Origin of the sequence: Chryseobacterium ureilyticum (assembly GCF_900156735.1) — a bacterium.
In the GTDB taxonomy this organism is placed as follows: Bacteria; Bacteroidota; Bacteroidia; order Flavobacteriales; family Weeksellaceae; genus Chryseobacterium; species Chryseobacterium ureilyticum.
Genome location: NZ_FTOL01000001.1, coordinates 98,527 through 119,203, shown reverse-complemented (window position 1 = coordinate 119,203; position 20,677 = coordinate 98,527). Strand labels below are relative to the sequence as shown.

The 20,677-nt window shown below is 35.1% G+C and carries 15 protein-coding genes and 1 pseudogene; 14 read left to right on the top strand and 2 right to left on the bottom strand.

All coding sequences use genetic code 11. The features are described 5' to 3' along the window. Window positions 1-24: 24 nt before the first annotated feature. From BW983_RS00490 to BW983_RS00480, 3 genes and pseudogenes are all read left to right on the top strand, one after another. A complete protein-coding gene (locus BW983_RS00490) occupies window positions 25-2,565 on the top strand; it encodes a YfhO family protein (protein WP_076549065.1) in 2,541 nt (846 codons plus the stop codon). Window positions 2,566-2,699: 134 nt separating this feature from the next. Further along, window positions 2,700-2,927 (top strand): annotated as a pseudogene (locus tag BW983_RS00485) (GIY-YIG nuclease family protein); the annotation flags it as partial. Window positions 2,928-2,989: 62 nt separating this feature from the next. Then, on the top strand, window positions 2,990-4,285 hold the full coding sequence (locus tag BW983_RS00480; protein WP_076549063.1) for a glycosyltransferase family protein: 1,296 nt from the start codon (window positions 2,990-2,992) through the stop codon (window positions 4,283-4,285). Between the two features lie 145 nt (window positions 4,286-4,430). On the opposite strand, the gene BW983_RS00475 is transcribed toward BW983_RS00480, so the two are convergent. Next, the gene (locus tag BW983_RS00475) at window positions 4,431-5,072 is read right to left on the bottom strand and encodes a hypothetical protein (RefSeq protein WP_076549061.1); all 642 of its coding nucleotides are present in this window, start codon (window positions 5,070-5,072) and stop codon (window positions 4,431-4,433) included. Window positions 5,073-5,232: 160 nt separating this feature from the next. On the opposite strand from BW983_RS00475, the gene BW983_RS00470 reads away from it, so the two are divergent. The 11 genes from BW983_RS00470 (at window position 5,233) to BW983_RS00420 (ending at window position 19,231) form a co-directional block, all read left to right on the top strand. After that, window positions 5,233-6,201: a YpdA family putative bacillithiol disulfide reductase gene (locus BW983_RS00470; protein WP_076549060.1), complete on the top strand. Its 969-nt coding sequence runs from the start codon at window positions 5,233-5,235 to the stop codon at window positions 6,199-6,201. A 188-nt stretch (window positions 6,202-6,389) separates the two neighbouring features. Beyond that, complete coding sequence (gene tssD, locus BW983_RS00465; RefSeq protein WP_076549058.1) at window positions 6,390-6,794, top strand: type VI secretion system tube protein TssD; 405 nt, start codon at window positions 6,390-6,392, stop codon at window positions 6,792-6,794. Between the two features lie 208 nt (window positions 6,795-7,002). Continuing rightward, window positions 7,003-8,937 (top strand): type VI secretion system Vgr family protein, encoded by a 1,935-nt coding sequence (locus BW983_RS00460; protein ID WP_076549056.1) that lies wholly within the window; start codon window positions 7,003-7,005, stop codon window positions 8,935-8,937. A 2-nt stretch (window positions 8,938-8,939) separates the two neighbouring features. Next, complete coding sequence (locus BW983_RS00455) at window positions 8,940-12,029, top strand: HET-C-related protein (protein WP_076549055.1); 3,090 nt, start codon at window positions 8,940-8,942, stop codon at window positions 12,027-12,029. Further along, the gene (locus BW983_RS00450) at window positions 12,019-12,990 is read left to right on the top strand and encodes a DUF7738 domain-containing protein (RefSeq protein WP_139329195.1); all 972 of its coding nucleotides are present in this window, start codon (window positions 12,019-12,021) and stop codon (window positions 12,988-12,990) included. The genes BW983_RS00455 and BW983_RS00450 overlap by 11 nt, the downstream gene beginning before the upstream one ends. Before the next feature lie 92 nt (window positions 12,991-13,082). Further along, window positions 13,083-13,997 carry a DUF7738 domain-containing protein gene (locus tag BW983_RS00445; RefSeq protein ID WP_076549051.1) on the top strand — a complete coding sequence of 305 codons (915 nt, stop codon included), beginning with the start codon at window positions 13,083-13,085 and terminating at the stop codon, window positions 13,995-13,997. Window positions 13,998-14,027: 30 nt separating this feature from the next. Further along, the gene (locus BW983_RS00440) at window positions 14,028-14,984 is read left to right on the top strand and encodes a hypothetical protein (RefSeq protein WP_076549050.1); all 957 of its coding nucleotides are present in this window, start codon (window positions 14,028-14,030) and stop codon (window positions 14,982-14,984) included. Between the two features lie 42 nt (window positions 14,985-15,026). Continuing rightward, window positions 15,027-15,518: a DUF4280 domain-containing protein gene (locus BW983_RS00435; RefSeq protein ID WP_065392671.1), complete on the top strand. Its 492-nt coding sequence runs from the start codon at window positions 15,027-15,029 to the stop codon at window positions 15,516-15,518. Window positions 15,519-15,527: 9 nt separating this feature from the next. Next, window positions 15,528-17,732 carry a hypothetical protein gene (locus BW983_RS00430; protein ID WP_076549048.1) on the top strand — a complete coding sequence of 735 codons (2,205 nt, stop codon included), beginning with the start codon at window positions 15,528-15,530 and terminating at the stop codon, window positions 17,730-17,732. Further along, window positions 17,732-18,451 carry a hypothetical protein gene (locus BW983_RS00425; RefSeq protein WP_076549047.1) on the top strand — a complete coding sequence of 240 codons (720 nt, stop codon included), beginning with the start codon at window positions 17,732-17,734 and terminating at the stop codon, window positions 18,449-18,451. The genes BW983_RS00430 and BW983_RS00425 overlap by 1 nt, the downstream gene beginning before the upstream one ends. A 3-nt stretch (window positions 18,452-18,454) precedes the next feature. Beyond that, entirely contained in the window at window positions 18,455-19,231 is a 777-nt protein-coding gene (locus tag BW983_RS00420) for a hypothetical protein (RefSeq protein WP_076549046.1), read from the top strand. Window positions 19,232-19,326: 95 nt separating this feature from the next. Here the strand turns inward: BW983_RS00420 and BW983_RS00415 are convergent, their stop codons facing one another. Continuing rightward, window positions 19,327-20,505 carry an MFS transporter gene (locus tag BW983_RS00415; protein WP_084184249.1) on the bottom strand — a complete coding sequence of 393 codons (1,179 nt, stop codon included), beginning with the start codon at window positions 20,503-20,505 and terminating at the stop codon, window positions 19,327-19,329. Window positions 20,506-20,677 lie beyond the last annotated feature (172 nt).

The window sequence follows — 20,677 nt, the reverse complement described above, 5'->3', positions numbered from 1 at the left end:
AAGAAATAAAAGATAATAACCAGCATGGCAAAAAATAAAAACTTAATTTATATTGCAATTTCATTAGTAGTATTTATAGTTTTAGCATTTTTATATTCAACCCCTGTATTTTCAGGTAAACAGCTTTTTCAGCATGATATTGTTCAATACAGAGGAGGCGCAAAAGAACTGCTAGACTATAGAGCCAATACAGGAAATGAAACCTATTGGAGTGACTCCATGTTCGGGGGAATGCCGACTTATCAGATGGGTAGCCAGTTTAAAGGTGATATCATCAAGAAAATCGACAGCAATCTGAATTTTCTGCCAAGACCGGTTAATTATCTCTTCCTGCTTTTTGCAGGTTTTTTCCTTTTGGGAATGGTAGTGGTCAGAAACTGGAAATACGCCCTGCTGGGTGCTACGTTCTTTGGACTTTCCACTTATTTCTATATTATTATTGCGGCGGGACACAACGGAAAAGTAAATACCATTGAATATTTTGCTCCGCTTTTAGCCGGAATTTTATTAGTTTATATCCGAAAACAATATATCTGGGGATTCATTGTAACGACCCTTTTTATGGGACTTCAGATTGCAGCGAACCACCCGCAGATGACCTATTATCTGTTCATTGCCTTAGGATTTTTATTCCTGTCTGAACTGATCAGAGCGATTCAGAAAAAGACACCGATGAAGCACTTCCTTATTTCTTCGGGAATCATTGCAGCATCTTGTGTAATCGGGGTTGGAATGAACTCTCAGAGAATCATGGCAAATTCTGAGTACGTAAAAGAAACCGTACGTGGAAAACAAATTTTAACAAACGACAGTCATACTTCAGGGAAATCCGGAATGGATAAAGAAAGTATGCTGATGTGGAGCTACGGACAACTTGAAACATTAAACCTATTCATCCCAAGATTAATGGGAGGTGGAAGTCAGGAGCCTGAAGCAAAAACAATGATGAACAGGGTACAGGAACTTGTACAGGAAAATGTAGGCTCACAAGCTGAAATGGACAGAATTTCAAAAGGTTTCAGCGGAATGACGTATTGGGGAGATCAGCCCGGGACTTCCGGACCAGCTTACCAAGGAGCTATTGTATGTTTCCTTGCTGTGCTAGGATTTTTCTTTGCATCGAAAAAATACCGTTACTGGATCTTAGGAGCTTCTATCCTGACTGTTTTATTGGCTTGGGGAAGCAACTTTATGCCATTATCCGATTTCTTCATTGATTTCGTTCCGTTTTATAACAAATTCAGAGCGCCATCTTCAATCCTTGTCGTAGTTGAATTACTATTCCCTTTAATTGCTATTTTAGGGCTATACAGATTCTTTACTGATGAAAAACTTACAGAGGAATACAAACAAAAAATCCTTATGTATGTAAGTGGTGGAACATTGGGATTATTATTAATTCTTTTAGTATTCGGAAAATCTTTACTTGGATTCTCCACAGCTAATGAGAAGACATACTTCCCTCCTTTCCTACTGGATTATCTTGTAGATGAAAGATATAAACTGTTCAGAATAGATGCCATCAAAGCATTCATCTATGTTGCAATTACTGCGGCGGCATTGTTCTTAAGTCTAAAGAAAAAACTTAACCAGAATATTGCTTTGGTTGTGATTGGCGTAGTAAGTTTATTTGATCTATGGAGCGTGAACAAACGTTATTTAAATGACGAAAACTATGTAGACAAGATCTTTGCTGAAAACCCTTTCCAAACAGAAAGCTCTGATCTATTGGCAGAAAAAGTACAGGGAAATCCAAACCTTGAATCTATTTTATCTACAGTAAATATCAACAAGACATTAGAAACAATTGCTGATAAAGACAAAGCACACTACAGAATCTATAACCAGACTTTAGGGGTAACAAGCGAAACAAATACCTCTTACTTCAAAGCTTCTATCGGGGGGTATCACGCTGTAAAACTGAGAAGATATGACGACGTACTTAATGAGTATATCAATAGTATTGACAGTGTAAAAACACCAAACGTTCTCAATCTATTGAATGCAAAGTATATGGTTTTCGGAGGTCCTGAACAGCCACAGGTTGTTCCTAATCCAAAAGCTAACGGAAACGCATGGTTTGTAAGCGACATTAAGTTTGTAGAAACTCCTAATGAAGAAATCAAGTCAATCGGTGTTATCGATAATAAAAAGACAGCTGTTGTAGCTTCTTCTGACAAAGCTTATTTCGATAATAAACCTGTTCAGGCAGATTCTACGGCATTCATCAATCTGACGAAGTATGAACCGAATGAACTTGAATTCAAATCTCAGTCGAAAACCCCTCAGCTTGCTGTTTTCTCTGAAATTTATTATCCTCACGGATGGAAAGTTTCTGTAGACGGAAAAGAAGTTCCTTATATTAAAGCAGATTATTTATTGCGTGCAGTGCATGTACCGGCAGGAAGTCACCAAATCAGAATGATTTTCGAACCTGAGGTAATTGAAAAAGGAAAATGGCTTTCTCTTCTTAGCTTCGGACTATTCATTGCATTGGCAGCATTTGGAATTTTCTGGATGAATAAAAACAAAAAGAAAGAAGCTTTAGTTGAACCAACTGCCTAATGTTGCTTTGTGTCATTCTGAATGAAGCATAGCACAATGAAGAATCTCTTAAAATGAAAACCCTAGGAACTCATAATTACTATGTTTATATACTGACCAACAAAATAAAAACAGTATTATAAACAGGAGTTACTAATGATTTGAAAAACAGATTATATTGGCATCAACATCCAGAAGCTATTGACAAAAGTTTCACCTCAAAATATAAATGCTTCTATTTAATTTATTTTGAACATTTTGATGACATTGAGACCGCAATAGCGAGAGAAAAACAAATAAAAGGTTGGACTCGGAAAAAGAAAGAAACCTTAATTACAGAATTTAATTCCGATTGGAAATTTCTGAATGAAGAGATAGAATGAGATTCTTCACTACGCTTCCCTCCGTTCAGAATGACAAATGAATAATAGACGATTCATAAATAATGGAACAAAAGAAAATATTGATCATCACCTATTACTGGCCTCCTGCGGGAGGTCCTGGTGTTCAAAGATGGCTGAAGTTTGCAAAATATCTGCCAGAATTCGGCTGGAAACCGGTCATTTACACTCCTGAAAATCCAAGTTATCCATTACTGGATGAGACCCTAATGAAGGACGTTCCTGAAGATATTGAAATCGTAAGAACTAAAATATGGGAACCTTATCAGCTGGCTGAAAAGCTTAATAAAAGCAATAAAAAATTTAAGGCAGGACAATTTGATGTTGGTAAAAATCAAAGCTGGAAATCTAAATTATCTATTTGGGTAAGAGGAAACTTTTTCATTCCTGATGCAAGAGTTTTCTGGGTAAAACCTTCCATTCAGTTTCTTGAGAAATACATACAAGAAAATAATATTGATACGATTGTAACTTCAGGTCCGCCCCACTCTCTTCACCTGATTGGATTAGGATTAAAAGATAAATTCCCCAATCTTAAGTGGATTGCTGACTTTCGTGATCCATGGACTGAAATTTCCTATTACAAGCACTTAAAATTAACCAAAAGCTCTGATAAAAAACACCGCCAACTGGAAAGTGCAGTATTCAAAAATGCAGACATTACACTTGCTACAAGTTATACGGATGCTGAAAATTTCCGTAAAGCAGGAGCTAATTCAGTATGCATTACCAATGGATTTGATGAAAGTGACTCCGACAAACCAAAAATACAAACTGAAAACATATTGAAGGATAAGTTTACTCTAAGCTATATCGGTGTTTTGGAACAACTCAGAAACCCTGAAAACCTTTGGAAAGTTTTGGATGAATTGGTAAAAGAGAATATTGATTTCGCAAAATATTTCAGCTTAAAATTTGTCGGAAGAATTGATGATAAGATCTTAAACTTTATCGAAAGTTCAAGTTTAAAAAATCATATCCTGAACCTTGGATATCTTGCCCATGGTAAAGCTGTGGAAGAAATGCAGACCTCAGAAATATTACTGATCACCAATTTCCCGAATGAATCCTCAAAAGGAATTATTCCAGGAAAAATATTCGAATATCTGGCTTCAGGAAAACAGATTTTATCATTTGGTCCTGATCAGGCTGATGTTTCAAAAATATTGAATGAAACTCAGTCCGGAAAACATTTCAGCTACAGTGATTCTGAAACTGTAAAAAAATTCATCCTTGAGAAATTCGATCTCTGGAAAAACGGTCAACTATCTGAAAACACTCAACACATTGAACAGTTTTCACGAAAAAATCTTACCAAGCAACTCAGCGAAATTTTATAAAGAAAGGAAGTTAGAAGCTGGAAGAAGGAAGTTATAAAATATGGAAAAACAATTGTCATTTTCACCTTCAGAATATAATTGAAAATCACTTTTACCTTTTATAACTAAAAACTTCTTCCAGCTTCCTACATCCAGCTTCTAACTTTTAAATTGTCCACTGGTCATTCACAACAGCAATCAGGTAATATTTCCCCTGAAATTCTTCAAAAACAAAACGCACCGTCTTCCAGTCCATTTCACTGTTCTTTTCTGTACCTTTACTATAGTTCTCTGTAAAATCCGCTTTCGGATAGATTTCTTTCAAATTATTCAATGAATTTCCCCCACCAATAAACTTGTTAAGAGAATATTGAGATATTGTAAAATCTTTGGAGAAAACCCATTTGTCAAGATAATTATTGATCGTAGCTTTATACGGATCTCCCGAACCATCTTTTGCACCCCATGTAAACAGTGTTTTGGTAGGTAAATACTTTTCAAAATCTTCTTTAGAGAAATGTTTATCTCCTTTTGGATCTACAAAAGCATACATTGAAAAACTAATTCCTTTTTGAGGATGGATAAATGTTGCAAAAGTTTTATAATCTTTAGCTTTCAACGTCTGCAAAACCTCATCATTTGTTTTCTTCAAACCTGCAAATTTCAAAGTATCATTCTTCACGACTTTTGCACTGTCCGGATTTATTCTGGCAATTGTATCAATTTCATTCGGAACAGGTTTTCCGGGTTCTTTCTTACAGGCAACCACCAGACCCAATACAAGCATTGAAATAAGTAATCTTTTCATAATTTATAATTTTGTAATAGCTTAAAAAACACCAAAACTAATGCCACAGCTTATATAGCCACAAGATACATCGTTTATGTTTTACAGTATTAAAATATAGATATTTTAGATTTAAATGATTCATTCACTCCTTTTCCCAATTACATCGTACCTTTGTTAGATGGAAATTTTGGATATTCTTATTATTGGAGCAGGACCTATTGGCTTAAACTGTGCTATTGAAGCTCAGAAAAACAATCTGAATTATTTAATTATTGAAAAAGGAACCATAGTAAATTCCTTATATCATTATCCTTTATATATGCGTTTCTTTTCCACAGCTGAAAAGCTTGAAATTGATAACGTTCCTTTCATTTCTACAGCTCCCAAACCAGGCAGACAGGATGCTTTGGAATATTACCAAGGGATTGCAAGACAGAAAAATCTCAATATTCATCTTTATGAAAAAGTTTTAAAAGTCTCCAAAGAAAACGGAATATTTCAGATTGGAACAACAAAAGGAAATTATCTGGCAAAAAATGTGGTGATTGCTACAGGTTTCTATGACATACCTAACCTCATGAATATTCCTGGAGAAAATCTTCCAAAAGTAAAACACTACTACACTGAGCCTTATCCATATGCAAGACAAAAGGTTGTGGTAGTAGGATCAAGCAACTCAGCGGTGGATGCAGCCCTTGAAACTTATAGAAAAGGCGCCGAAGTTACCATGATCATTCGTCATTCCGAAATTTCAAAGAGTGTAAAATATTGGGTAAAACCTGATATTGAGAACAGAATTGCAGAAGGAAGTATTAAAGCTCATTTTAATGCAGAAATCATAGAAATAAAGGAAAACTCTGTAGTTTTTAAAGATGAAAATCAGCAGGCTCATGAGATTGAAAATGATTTTGTATTGGCAATGACAGGCTATCTTCCGGATTTTGATTTTCTGAGAAATTCAGGAATAGAACTGAATGGAGATTACCTGAATCCACAGTATAATTTTGAAACTATGGAAACAAATGTTCCGGATCTTTATCTTGCCGGAGTGGTCTGCGGGGGGAAAGATACTCATCTTTGGTTCATTGAGAATTCAAGAGTTCATGCGAATATGATTATCAACTCTATTCTTTCTAAAATTTCTTAAAACATCAAGAAACCACGACTACAAGCCACTAACAAACAAACACATAGACAAAAGCCTAACACTTGTTAGTAGAAGAACTACTACACTTTTTCAAATTTTCTCAAATTTCTTTTAATCATATTATAAATACCTCTATTTTTGGTGACATATAGATCAAATTACATAATATTAATTAAAAACTATTAATCATGGCAGAAAGAAATTCAAGAGGAATTTTAAAATTCAACAACGGTGAAGGGCAAAAATTATTAAAGCTTAATTACAGCGTTTCAAGATCTACAGACGTTTCTGGACGTGTAGCATCTGACCCTTCTAATGCATTGATCAAAATTACAGTAGAAGCTACTGATAAATCTGACATTCTTGAAAGCTTACTGAACGGGAAGTACAAGCCTACAGTAGGAGAAATTACCTTCAACAAATCTCACGAAGAAGGTACTTTAACAACATTAAAGTGGAACAACGGTTACGTAATCCAGCATGAAGTAGACTTCGATGCAGTGGATGAGAACAGCATGTATATCAGTTTTGTAGTAAGTGCAGAACAAATTGACCTTGGTAATTCTTCTTATTTCGGTGCGTGGCCGTCTTAATCTTAAGAAAATCACTTAAAATATTAGAACTAACAGGGCAGAATTCAAAAAAGGATTCTGTCTTGTCAGTTTGATTATCATTACAAATTCAAACAATTTGAAATGATATACAATGAGAATCAGCAGATTATTACATCAATACTTTACAGAGAAAAAATTATTTCACCGATAATCTGCAAAACAAACTAACAAAAACACAATATTAATCATGGAGGGTAATTTTTCATTTCAACCGAATCGTTATAAAGCACCTGATAACGCTGATAAGATTTCAGGAAACCATATTCCGGGGATCAACCGTGTGGTAAAGCTGGATATCATCATTGAAGGAAAGACCATCAAACACTTCAAACACTTTCGTTTGCAGCAAAGTGCGAGACGTCACCATCAATTTGAGCTTACGCTGGCTCATGATACTTTAGGACAAGCTCAAAATCATAATCTTGAAGAAGCCCGTTTGTTTCTGGGTAAGCGAATAACAGTTGTTTTTAAATATAAGGATTATGAAAATGAAAGCCCGGAAAGAACCTTTGTAGGGGTGATTACCAAAGCTGCTTTCAGTCAGGAAAGAATGAGCCTTGGAAATATTGTATTGAAAGGTCACAGCCCTACTATTCTTATGGATTCCGCTCCTCATACGCAGAGTTTCGGTGGAAGCCAGTCTGTAAATACAGGAATTATTGCAGATAAAATCATTAAAGAAACACTCGGCTCTGAAAAATTTGATTTCAGGGTAGATACTCAGAATAAAAGTTACATCAACTACAGCTCACAATACAACGAAACCCATTACAACTATCTGGCACGAACTGCTGAGGCATATGGGGAACAGTTTTATTATGACGGAGAAGTTCTTCATTTTGGAAAACTTCCAACTCCTGAAAAGCCGGTACGTCTTATTTACGGAAGCAACGCTACGGATGTACAGATAGAATTAAAAGCTGTACATACAAAACCTGAATTTTTCGGATATAACAGCAGCGAACATTCAAAAATGACAGGATCAGAAAGCAGTATCAGACATCTTGGGGAAGTTCCTGCTAAAGCTTACGAGCTTAACAGCAACATTTTCAAGGCACGATCACTTTCTCCTGCTCCTGTAAACGCTAATATGTTCATGGATGTGGATGATTCTCAGAAGAGTGCGGCGGGAAGTGCAGCTGTAGAAGTATTTACCGTTTCCGGAAATACAACGGTTCCTTTTCTATACCCTGGTTGTACAGCTGATATTCAAATGCGTAAACCAGACAGTAATGAAACCGCTTATTTTACAAAAGTTACTATTACTGAAACTTCCCATGAGGTAGATGCCCGAGGATATTATAAAGGAAGTTTTGAAGCAATTGCAGAAGGAACAGGTTTCATGCCTAAGCCGGATTTCATCATTCCGAATGCTGAACCTCAGGTTGCTACTGTGATTTCTAATACCGATCCGCTTAATCAAGGAAGAATACAGGTAAGGTTTGATTGGCAGAGAAATCCAGACACTACTCATTTTATCAGAATGATGAGTCCTGATGCTGGAGGAACGGATGCTATTACTCAAAACAGAGGTTTTGTAGCTATTCCGGAAGTAGGAGATCAGGTTATGGTAGGTTTTGAATATCATCATCCGGATTTTCCTTTCGCAATGGGAGGAATGTTCCATGGGCAGGTAGCTCTTGGTGGTGGGGTAAACAATCACATAAAATCTATTCAGACAAGAAGTGGAAATAAAGTAATCTTTAATGATAAGGAGGGCAGTATTTTCATAGAGGATCCAAGCGGAAATACTTATTTGATGGACGGTAAAGGAAATATTACCGTAACCGCGCCTAAAAATATGTATTTTAAAGCTGGTGAAAATATAGATATGATAGCCGGTAAGAATTTCACATTAAATGCAGGAGAAAATATATCAAACTCTGCCAATGTAAACATCACTTCTATTGCCGGAACAGATATTATTCAAAATGCAGCGGGAGATATCAGAGAAACTTCTGATAACAGACAGGAAATGGCTGAAAAAGGTATTCACAGACAATCGGAAACGTCACAGTCATTGGCTGGTAAGATCTCCATGTTCAGTGATAAGGAGAATATGACGCTGCAAAGTGCAAAGATCATTGAGAACAACAGTGCAGACAAAGCTAAACTCTTCTAGCCATGGCAATTGTAAAACAGGCAAAAAACATCAAGGTAGCCGTTAATAAGGACTATATTATACAAGCTGAAAATATTAATGAAGTTTCAGATAAAATCAATATTGAGTCATTTAAAGAAAACCTTAGCCTTAATAGCAATAAGAAGGTTGAACAACATGGTAAAGATGGAGGGGTAAAGCACCAATCCTACTCTCCTAAAGAATTAAAAATTGAAGAGAGTGACTATACTTTGGAAAGTACATTTGCTCTGGAACAGCTTTTTTCTTTTGCCAAGAAAGATAGTATGGCTATGTTCTGTTTTTGGATGGCTGACATCTTTGGTAATGATATACCTTTGGAAGCTTACGAAAAGTTATATAAAAACGCCAGTGATAAAAAGCAGTCCATCAATCCGAAAATCACAGTTATCAAAGAACTGGACGGCATAGGAGCTTCTTATTATACAGGTGAAAATAAAAAGTACTTCAATCATATTCTTGTATCACAAGGTTTTATAGATAATGCAATAAAAAGTAATGGTCATCATAAATTACTGATGCTTGCTTTAGTAGAAGAATTCGGGCACCATCTGGATTATCTGTTAAGATTTGAATATTCGTCACAAAAAGGAGATGCTGAAGGAGACGAAGGAGCTAAATTTTCTTCAAGCATAAATACGAAATATAAAAAGTTTTTTATAGATCCTTTTGAGCAAAAAGAACAGCATTACGCTACTGCCAATGTTAAAGGAACAGAAAAAAAACTGATCTGGGATTTTGCGGACCTGCATACACAATTAAAAGAATACGTTGACAACCGTACTGAATATGATGATCATTATTTTGCTGGTTTTGAGTTTTTCGGAGCTGGTATGGGAGATGATCTTCATGGGCTGGGACATGAAGCCATTGAAAAGAATGCATTAAGTAAGATTGAAAGATATAAAAGTGATAAAAATGTAGAAAGAAAACAGATTTACTTTGGTAACTGGCTCAGAGACTTTTCACAGTTTGTAGATCCTATGATTGTACGCCCCATGGCTAATGCTCTGGATATACTCAGTAAAGAATATAAAGATAAACATCAGAATAAGGAGGAAAACTCAAAATTATTAGATGATTTAGAAAAATTACTGGAAGAAAACAGAGTTACAAAAAATGATCTGAGAACTTATGACCTTCCGGTAGGCTTTGAATTTAAAATGACGGAAGCAAAAATTATATGGGAACCTTCTGCATTTTCTCCTGTGAAATTAAGTAGAGAAGCTATTACCACTCTGGTAGAATTCCTTGGGCTAAAAGAATTTGGAGAATTAGAAAAAGAAGCTAAAAATGAAGAGGGAAAGCCTGAAAATTATATGAAATATATTCAGGACTTCAGAAGTAAATATGCTAAAATAACTCCTGAATTACTAGGAGTTTACAAACCTCAGGAACATATAGACAACCCTGCTGCTCTTCATCCTAAGTTAATTTGTGACGCTATAAAAAAGAAGAACAAAGAAAAAGGGACAAACAAACCTTGCCCACCACCCGATTTTAATCATAAACTGGATCCGGATTTTGTAAAAGATCCTGTAGATCAACAGTGGGAACCTAATGTACAGTTTGGAACAAAAAATTATATCAGAGGTAACAGTTCTATCCCATTTGAAAGTGCTTTTGAGTGTTTTAATAAATTTATTGATAAGTCCAATCCTAATACGGTAGAGGGAAGAATAAATTTTGGTGCGGCACTCCACATTGTTGAAGATTATTATGCACACAGCAATTTTTGTGAAATTGCCGTGATGAAAGTATATGACCCGGAAGTTTTTCCTTGGGATAATTTAAAAGCCAGCTGTGTAAAAGGAACATTAAAAAGCCATACATCAGACAGTGGTGCTAAATCTAATACCCATGCTATTCATTCGATTTTAGAAAAAGAAAGGTTCAAATTTTATACAATTACCAATACAGAATTGCAGCCCCAAGCTGTAAAGAACTTTACAAAAGCCCACAACACAATATATCCTGCCGATTATTATCAAAGTCTTTATAAAGATGAATCATACAGCTATCTTAAACATGCTCAAAATAGAGGATATTATTATTCTCACGCTGCATGTCCTATAGTGCAAACAGGAAGTTTTGGACCTTTGGATACAATTGCCAGTATAGCACCCAAAGTGAATAATAAGATCTTTTCCATCAAAGTTGAAAAACAAGAGGATTTGAAAGCAGGGGAAAGAACATTTAATGATGCTTTGATCTACGAACTATTGAAAGATATTTCTAAAGCTCAAACCTCAGATACTAAACAAAAAAACGAAACGTATAAAGGAACTGATGACAATCTTTACTCTGAAACCTTCTTAAAATATCTGAAATTCAGAGATTTTATGGTGGAAGAACGTGTATTAGGTTATTCCTTTAAAGATATTACAAATGCATTTGGTATATTTGACTTTATAACCCAATATATAAAAGTTATCCAGAATAGTTTCTATCATTTTTTAGCCTTAACTGCCATTAATATGATAGATGATTATCAAACTTATCTTGAAAATGAACTCACTTTACTTGAGCAAGGGAACTGGAAAGTAAATTCTTACGGACCTACACATACTCAGCTTGCTAAAGATAATGGTCTGCAGCCATTACATCATCTGGCAGTAAAATTAGCTGAAAACAGAGTGGAAAAACTAGGAAAGCTATTTGCAGGAAGTAAAGACTGGAATACACAGATCAAAAAAATAGGAAGAGAAGAAATTTTCACTCATCCTATGTATACTGACTGGATGGATAAGGCTGTTATAGACTGGTGTTATGATCATCCCCGCTCAGTCACGCTTGCCCGTGAAGCAAGTGTTGTTCTTTGGGGAATAAAACATGGGTATCAAGAACTTGCAGAATTGCATCATCAAATTAAAATTATTAGTGAATTTAATACAAGTTCAGACCAACAAAAAGAATTTCAATCTGCTATGGCAGGACTTCCTGATCAATGGCATAGAGGCTGGAATAAATTAAAAAGCCTTTGGGAAAAACAAAAAGACTTACCTGAGTTAAAATTAAAAACAGCTGAAGAAAGCTATCAGGAAGTATTAAAAGAAAGCGGACATGGACAATAAACTTAAATACAAATTAATATTTCTATTATTCATCATGACACAATTAGTGAGTTGCCAGGATAAAAACATACAAGGCATGGAAGATGGTTTCTATATAAAAGATAAAAAGCTGTATTATAATCAAAAAAATATTGCTTTGGGAATTCCTGTTGATCAATTCGTAGATGCGTTTGGAAAGTATGATAGAAAAGTCGAATATTCTACTGGTGGTGGAGAACACTCCGATTGGTTCTGGACTAAAAAAATGTTTAAAGCAAGCACAAGTACCAATGAGAGTGGGCAAGAAATAATCATTCTCGCAAAAATGCGAATTGATGAAGAAACAGGTAAACCTGTAGAAGATTATAATGGTGAATATAAAGAATTCTCCAATATTAATGATGTCATTAAAATGTATGGAAAATATGACAGTATTTCTATAGATAAATCCTCAGCTCGTACCAGTACATTTTATGTATGGGACAAACTGGGAATAAATGCGGCAGAAGCAAATGGGGTTATCAGTACCGTCAACTTATATCCTTTACATGTATTAAAAACAATGGATCTTGATCTGGCAACAGGAAAGACCTTTTATGACGGAGCAGGAAATGCTCAACTTACACAAGAAATGTTAGAGGACAGAAAAAATGATAAAGCTATATTTGACAGAATGCCTAAACAGGAATTTAAAGGAAAATTCAGCTATAATGGAAACACTATTGATTTTAGTAAAATAGGCAATACTGATTGGAACAATGTGGTTTCAGGATTAAAAATATCTGGTAGTGATTTTGATCCGGCTGGAGACTCAGAAAAATGGTCAAGAGAAATCAGGGAAAGCTATGATTTATATATTACAATCAACAGATACTCAAATGCTGAAGAATCTGGAAAACTCTCTGTAAAGAAAATAGGAAAATATGATACTGTAGGAGATATTTCAATATGGCAACATACTACAGACGAAGGCAGAAAATAATTTTTTTAACCTAACAGAAATTATAAATAGGAAATAAAACAAGATAAACACCTGGACATTCTGAATACGAAAAGCTGAGAAAGAAAAAGGATATGTTGAAAAAAATAAATAATCTAATATTACTTATCATTATCATGACACAAACGATCAGCTGTCAGGAAAAAGCAAGCAAGAATACCAATAGTTTTCAAATAGATAAAAAAGAAATTTTTTATAATGACAAGAAAATCCATCTGGGAATGCCTATTGAAGAATTTGCAAAGATTGTAAACTCAGAATATCGTGTTGCAAAATATTCTATACCAGGACGAAAAGATAAAATATGGACTTGGAAAGATGGTGGAGAAGCCTATGTAAACGAGAGTGGTAAAATAAAATATTATAATGTAAATATTAATGATGAATCTCTTGAGAAGGAATACAATTCAATTGAAGAACTTGTTCAGAAAGTAGGTAAATACGAAAACTTTAAAGAGGAAAAAGTATCTGGTCAGGAGCAAATCTTTTATGTATGGGAAAAGCTTGGATTTAACGTGGCTGTTCACGATAACACTGTAGGACAGATCAACCTCTATCCAATTGCTTTTACTAAAAGAGAAACTGAATACAAATTAAGAATTCCGGGACCTCCGATGCCTGAAAGTGATGATTATATTTTAACTGACGATAAAACAGATGTTGAAAACTACCAGGTAATGCTGGAACGTCAGCCAAAAACAGAATTCAAAGGAACTTTCTCTTATGATGGAAATACAGCAGACTTTGCAAAAATAGGATATACAGACTATAACAAAATGGTCAAAGATCTACACATTGAAGGAAGCAGCTATGACCCTCCGGGAGATTCTAAAGGATGGGGAAGAAAAATATGGCTGAGCTATGATAACTGTCTGATTGATATCCGAAGGTATAATAATGATGGAAAAACAATAAAAGATAAAGTAGGAAAAATAGACGGCGTATTATCTATTGAAATTTGGAGGTTTACAGACGAAGACAGAAAATAAATTTTATCATAACAGAAGGAAGCACATAAAATGAAAATCAATTGTATAGAGAATAAACATTTTTTATGGGTATTGCTTTTGCTTCTGTTACTGAATTGCAAAGAGAAAAAAGGACAGGATAAACATCCGGACATTCCGGAATTTCCTGCCACTACAAATCCTAAAATAGTGATAGAACCCGTACTGAACAATGTAAATGAAATATTATTTAATGATTCGGTATTGGTTTGTAAACATATCGATAGTATCAGTATTTATTCTGCTACATCGGGGAAAAGTAAAACTATTAAAAGTAAAGTATTCGCCTATGGAAACGGGATTTTCATTATAGAAAACAAAGACGGAGAATATGAAGCATTAAACGATATTACTTTACAAAAACAAAATATAAAAACAATTAATGAAGCAGGGAAATATCAAAAAATGAATGATAGCTTAAGTAAAATTTTCACTAAAAAATCAGAATATGAAATAAGCCAGTTAGCAGATTCATTATTCATCAATTATTTTGCTTTAAAATATCATTTACCAAAGGATAAAATCCCATTCACGAGAAGTCTGAGAAAAAAAGACTTTTATGTAAAGACAGAGCAGGATGAGTTTTTACTGATTGATGCACCTTATTCTTTAGAGAAATTTATAGATCCTCTGATGAAGCCTGTTTCCAAACAAATGGCTCCAAAATTCAGAAGGAACTTTCAGTTTTTCAAAAACTATCCCCATAAGGATAGCTTTTTTAAAGAATATGATTATGCACTTAAAAGTAAAGACTGGGTATCATTAGGCGGTGGAAATCATTATATCCCTTCCTTACCTTTCATGGCTGAAGCAGGATATTATTATCTGGATGTAATTTTTAGTAATGAAAAAGGAAAATGTAAAATGATAAGAGGTAATCACCCAAGCTTACATACAATACCCACAAAAATAAAAAACAAAGGCTATTTCACTGATGCTGAGCAGCTTTATAAAATATCTTTGAAATAACCAAAAACATTATTAAACCAAACACCAAAAACAAATAATAATATGGCAGAAAAACACATCGTAGTACAGGGTGCTCTTTGCAAATGCCAGTTTGGACAAGCTCCGGACAAACTCAAGGTACTTACGCACCAAAAAGAGTATGCCAATGATAAAAATGCTTCCAAAAAACTGATTGTTACTACCAAAGAAATCGGTGGGGCAACCTTTGAAAAAAATACTTTCGGGAACTGTACAAAAATGGGCAGTCCTCCCCCGCCCTGCAAAATCATGGTCACAGAATGGCAGAACTTTTACGACAAAGTTCAGTTGAGTAATGGTGGATTTATCATTTTAGAAAACAGTAAAGCGGTCTGTGCAATAGCCGGTACTCCATGCATTGAAATTATTGATCACGGACAAAGAGCTGAAGCCAGCCAACAAAGCTTTAAGAATTCCGATAAGGATGTACAGAAACAAATCAATCCTTTGGTAAGCCCAGAGGAAATGTACAAAAAACAACCTGAGAACAACGGATTAGAATTTGGTAACCAATAACAGAAAGCCATGGCAAAAGGGATAAAAAGTATAAAACAGCAACAGGTAATTGGGACCAGCGTATATCTAATCGTAGACCAATGGCATGACGGTACAACAGAACTTGATAAAAGTAAAAAATTAACCTGGCTTTGTTTTTCACAGGATAAAAAAAAGCAGTTAGATACTCGTCAGCTGGAATCAAAAGACAGCTATGTCATCAAAATACCACCAAAACTGGCTGGTTCATATCGTTATTATGTAGAAGCCAGTTTTTCCGGCAAAAAAGACCCTTTAAAAGATACGGGCTTATATGTTTATGGTACCACAACCAAAAAAGTGGTTACCAGTAAATGGTGTGCAAAACCGGATGGAGAAGATCTGAGGAAATCACAGTTTTCTTATGGGCATCTTATTTATTTAGGTCTTGAAACCGAAGGAATGAACGGTGACCAGGTAACCGTAGAAGTCTACCGAAGAGTTCCCGGAGGTGGAGGGTCCAAAGACGATCAATACATGACAGCATTCACCCATGTACAGGTCATAGACGGTGAAGTAAATCTGAAAATGGGAAATACCTATCAATGGTATGGCAAAATAAAAAAGCCCAACCCTACTGAAGAATTTTATGTAAAAGTAAAAGATGCTTCCGGAAAATACATCAGTGATGGTAAAGACAGGCTGCATGCCCGTTACCTGAGAATTAAGAATAATATTGTCAGCAGAAATTCGGAACCACCTACCAACCATACGCCTACCAAGGTTGATAAACCTGAGATCAGCTTCAAAAGACATGAACCCTGTAGATATGATAAAGTCATCATCGGGGATAAGGACAGCAATAAAAAGCCGTTCGATATTGTCGTATACGATCCTTTGCAGAAAAAAAATATCACGACTTATGAAACATTAGCAAAACATGAGGCTGGTACTACCATTGATCTTACTTTTGAAAAAATAACCCACAAAGGTTGTTTTACTCAACCCAATCATAAAAAAGAGATTGAAATTTACATCAATGGACAGAAACAGAAAACTCAGGTGGTGAGTGGTGATAAATATACATTACCCATTCAGGCTAGAGCAAATACCTATCTTCTTAGAACCAACCCAGGTTTATTCTTCGTTACCCCGGACGCTGCCAATACATATAGAATTGTTACAAAAACATGTGCACAGCCTAATAATCCACTTACGATCAATGTCTATCCCAATATAGAAAGAGAAGTAACGTTTGTACTTACATTATTTCCTTCTTTTGGAGCAGAAGTCAATCAGAAGTTCTCAACAAGGGAAAAACTAACGGATTATAACAAAAAGCAAAGCATGCAATTGATCAGAAATGAAACTGAGATTCTGTACAATGCAAAAGGAGGTTTAGGCTTCGGGCTTCAGGCTAAAGTAAAAGTAGATAATGTAGAATCATCCATTGAACTGGCACACACCAGAAATCAGATTAAGAAATTAATAGGTTTCTACCACACTGTGAATGAAGTTTTGTCCGTATTCGACGGTAGAGGAAAAGAATCTACTTCGCTTGCTTACGACAGAAAAGTACTGCCAAAAGTTACCTTTGATATTGAACCACCCAATGTTGCCTTAGCCTTAAGAATAACCAACAAGAAAGTCGAAAGAACCTTGCAGGTAGTTCCTCAGTTCACCGGAGCACTTGCCTTAAAGCCTATTACCAAAATAAAAATTGGAGTAGATCTTCTCAGCCTTTTACAATACATGGGTGTAGGCGGTAAAATTGCATCTTGGATCAAAGATACATTGGAAGCCAAGTACAAGTTTACGATTTATATCATTTTCGAGGTTTCATTAGAAGCAAGAGCTGAGCTTTCCCTTACTTACAATAAAGTAGAAGGATTTGCTCCGGGACCTAGAAAACTACAAATCGAAGCAGGAGTAGGAATCAAAGGAGGAGTAAAAAGTACCGAATTTGTTACCATAGTTGTACCGGAAGCAGATGGTTCACCACAAAAAGTAAAGGTAGAAAAATGGAAAGGAGAAGCTTCGGGTGCCTCATCGATGTTATATACCTATGAAGTAAATGCTGATTCAAAAGGACAATACAGCAAACATAAACTGGAATTCACAGGAGTAAAAGCAACCATTGTAGTTTATTCCATCAAAAACGGAATGAAATACAACGAAAGTTTTAAAAAAGATTTCACTATTATTGAAAAGCCGGATAAAGCCTGGTACGAATCAGAAAAAGAGTACACTGTCTAATGAAAATAAACCCGATCATTATTTTTAATATTTTAATTGTTATTTTCCTTTTAATTGCCATTGCAGTCACTGTTTTCATGGTAAAAAACGGGATGAATATCTATTATATATCAGCATCTGCATTTACGAGCCTTTTACTTCTTTTCATCCTCTATTCTATTAATAAAGGAATTCCATCGTCTCATCAGGTGACCAGTACGATAGAGAAAAATAAAGAAAGACTGGATTTTAATGATAAAGAATTAATCATCAATTCTCCGGTTATGGAGCACAAACAGATCATAGAATGGAATAATGTGGAAGCTATTTACTGTCTGAACATGATCCCGCTGGACGGAACTTACCATAATTTCGAGTATTCAATATTCTTAAAACAACCAGCAAAAACAGAGAAATACAAAGACTTATCGTGGTACAATAAGTTAGTTTCGTCAGAAAACAATTCGTTGGAACTTAAGATTAATGATTACGATAATATTGACTTTAAAAAGCTTCACCCTGCAGTAGAAAAATATCTGATCAAAAAAGAAACGTCAGAAGGTTATCTGCATAAGAAGTTTGGAAATAATACACGTTCCGTACAAGAAAATAATACAACAACAAGTTTTCCGGCGGATCAACCTTTAAAAACATTTGAGCTTTATAAAATATTCGACAAAGAGGATCCCACCAACGATGAAAAACTGAAAGAATATAGAGCAAATGCAATAAAAATATAAACCATGAACAATCCTATCTACAATTTTGAAATAAAAGCTTTTTACTGCCTGGTTGAATTAACAATCAATGATGTTTTGGTTTTTTCTCACTATGAAGAAAACGGCAGTATCTGGGTTGACTGGCCCATCAATCAATATATTCTGGACAGTGGAATTCAATCTTTTGAGGTAAAAGTTTTGCCCTATAAAGAACATGATACCCTTTTTGAGAAAGCCCAGCTGGAAATTGGAATTCATGCCATCAGTGAATCAGGAAGTGAAAGAATCGAAGTATTAGAGAAAAAAGAGATAAACATTCCAAACAAAGCGGAACTACCTTTCTTTATTCAAAAAGGTCCTTTTACGGCAACAGTTCCTTATAAAAATACAGGGTGGAAAGCTTCAGTTGACTTAAAAAAAGAAGACGAAAAAAAGCTTTTAGCTGAAATACTTCAATGGAAGTCAAAGCTTTTGAACGTGTATACCTCATCTGACATCAAAGAATACAATGTAATATATGGTGAAAGAGAAAAGGAATTTGCCACAGCTTATTACACCGAATATCAGGAAAACACTCCCGAAGTTTTCCATTCAAAGTTTAAAAACTTAACAGCTTTACCTAAAGATCTGTACCAATTGGTTCTTTATGCAGACGGAAAGCTTGCTAGCGTTAAGCTCCCTACAGAACTTCCTGGCTTTACCTTTGATCCAAAAGTTAAAGATGAAAATGGATTAGGAATAAGCTTGATTCTATTTTTTCACAGGAAGAAAGAAGGCGCTCCTCTTGAAGTTATAAGATAGAAACAAAATAGGAACATTTTACCCAAATAAAACCCCAGCCAAAAGTATATGGCTGGGGTTTATTATGTATATGTAATTATATATTTAATCGTTTTTTACATTTCCTCTTCTACTTTATTCTTTTCTTTAAGCATCCATGGAATCACAAAATATAAAGCTATGGCAATAGCTATGGCAAGCACTCCTGTTCCAATCCAAAGTATATTGAATCCCAGTTTATCAGCAATCATGGTTCCTATATAAGGCGTAATGATAAAAGCAATGGAAAAAGACATTCCGTTCAGTCCCATATAAGCTCCTTTATTATTTTCTCCGGAACGTAAAGCTGTAATTGTTGCCATAAAAGGAAGCGTCCAGATCTCTCCAATACAAAGAAGAGTCATAGAAACCAGCAGCATGATCATACTATAATCAAAGGCTAACATTGCATAGGAAAGACCGCAAAGAAAAGTCCCTATCAGCATCGTAAAAGCAAGAGTAAAATACTTCTCAGCAAGCTGTACAAAACCCATTTCAAGCAATACGATCAAAAAACCACTATATCCTAAAATATATCCGATATTCTGCTGACTCAGATGCGCCGTATCCTTATAAAAGATTGTCAGCGTACTGAATAGCTGGAAGAAACAAATAGAAAACAACATACACAATACACAGAAAATTAAAAACTTATTGTCCTGGTATGGAGAATTTTCTTTTTTAATAACAATAGCTTCTTTTACCTTTTTCGCTTCAAGCTTAGCTCGTTTAGCACGCCCTTTGAAAAACCAGATGTACATCAGCCCAGCCAGAAAAGCCGCCAACGCATTACTGTAAAAAAGGAATTCATAAGAAATAGCAGACAAAATACCTCCCAATGCAGGACCTATAGAAAAGCCAAGGTTTACTGCCATTCTGTTCAGTGAAAAAGCTCTGGTAATATTCTCAGGCTTTGCATATTTTGTAATTGCCACAGAGTTTGCCGGACGGAAAGTCTCACTCACTATACTCTGAATCAAAATAATTCCAGCCAATCCTGCCTCTGTTTTAAAAAAAGGAATCATACAGAATAAAGGCACACTCAACAATAAACTAAGGCTCTGAACCTTATATTCTCCGATCTTATCCGTGACCATTCCGCCAAACCAAGACCCTATGACCGATCCTATCCCGAAAAAGCTCAGCACAATCCCGGAATTTTCAATACTAAAATGTAAATGATTCGTCATATAAACTCCCAAAAAAGGAAGTACCATAGAACCTGCCCTGTTGATGAGCATTACCAACGCCAGCATCCAACTCTCCTGCGAGAGTCCTTTGAAAGAACTCGTGTATAAATTGATTAGTTTCACAATAATATTTGGTGGGGAATTTAAAAATGCAAAGGTAGAGAAAAATAGCCCTAAACCCTTATTTAAACACGTTTTTATTATAAATGAAATCAATAAAAATATACGATCATCTGTA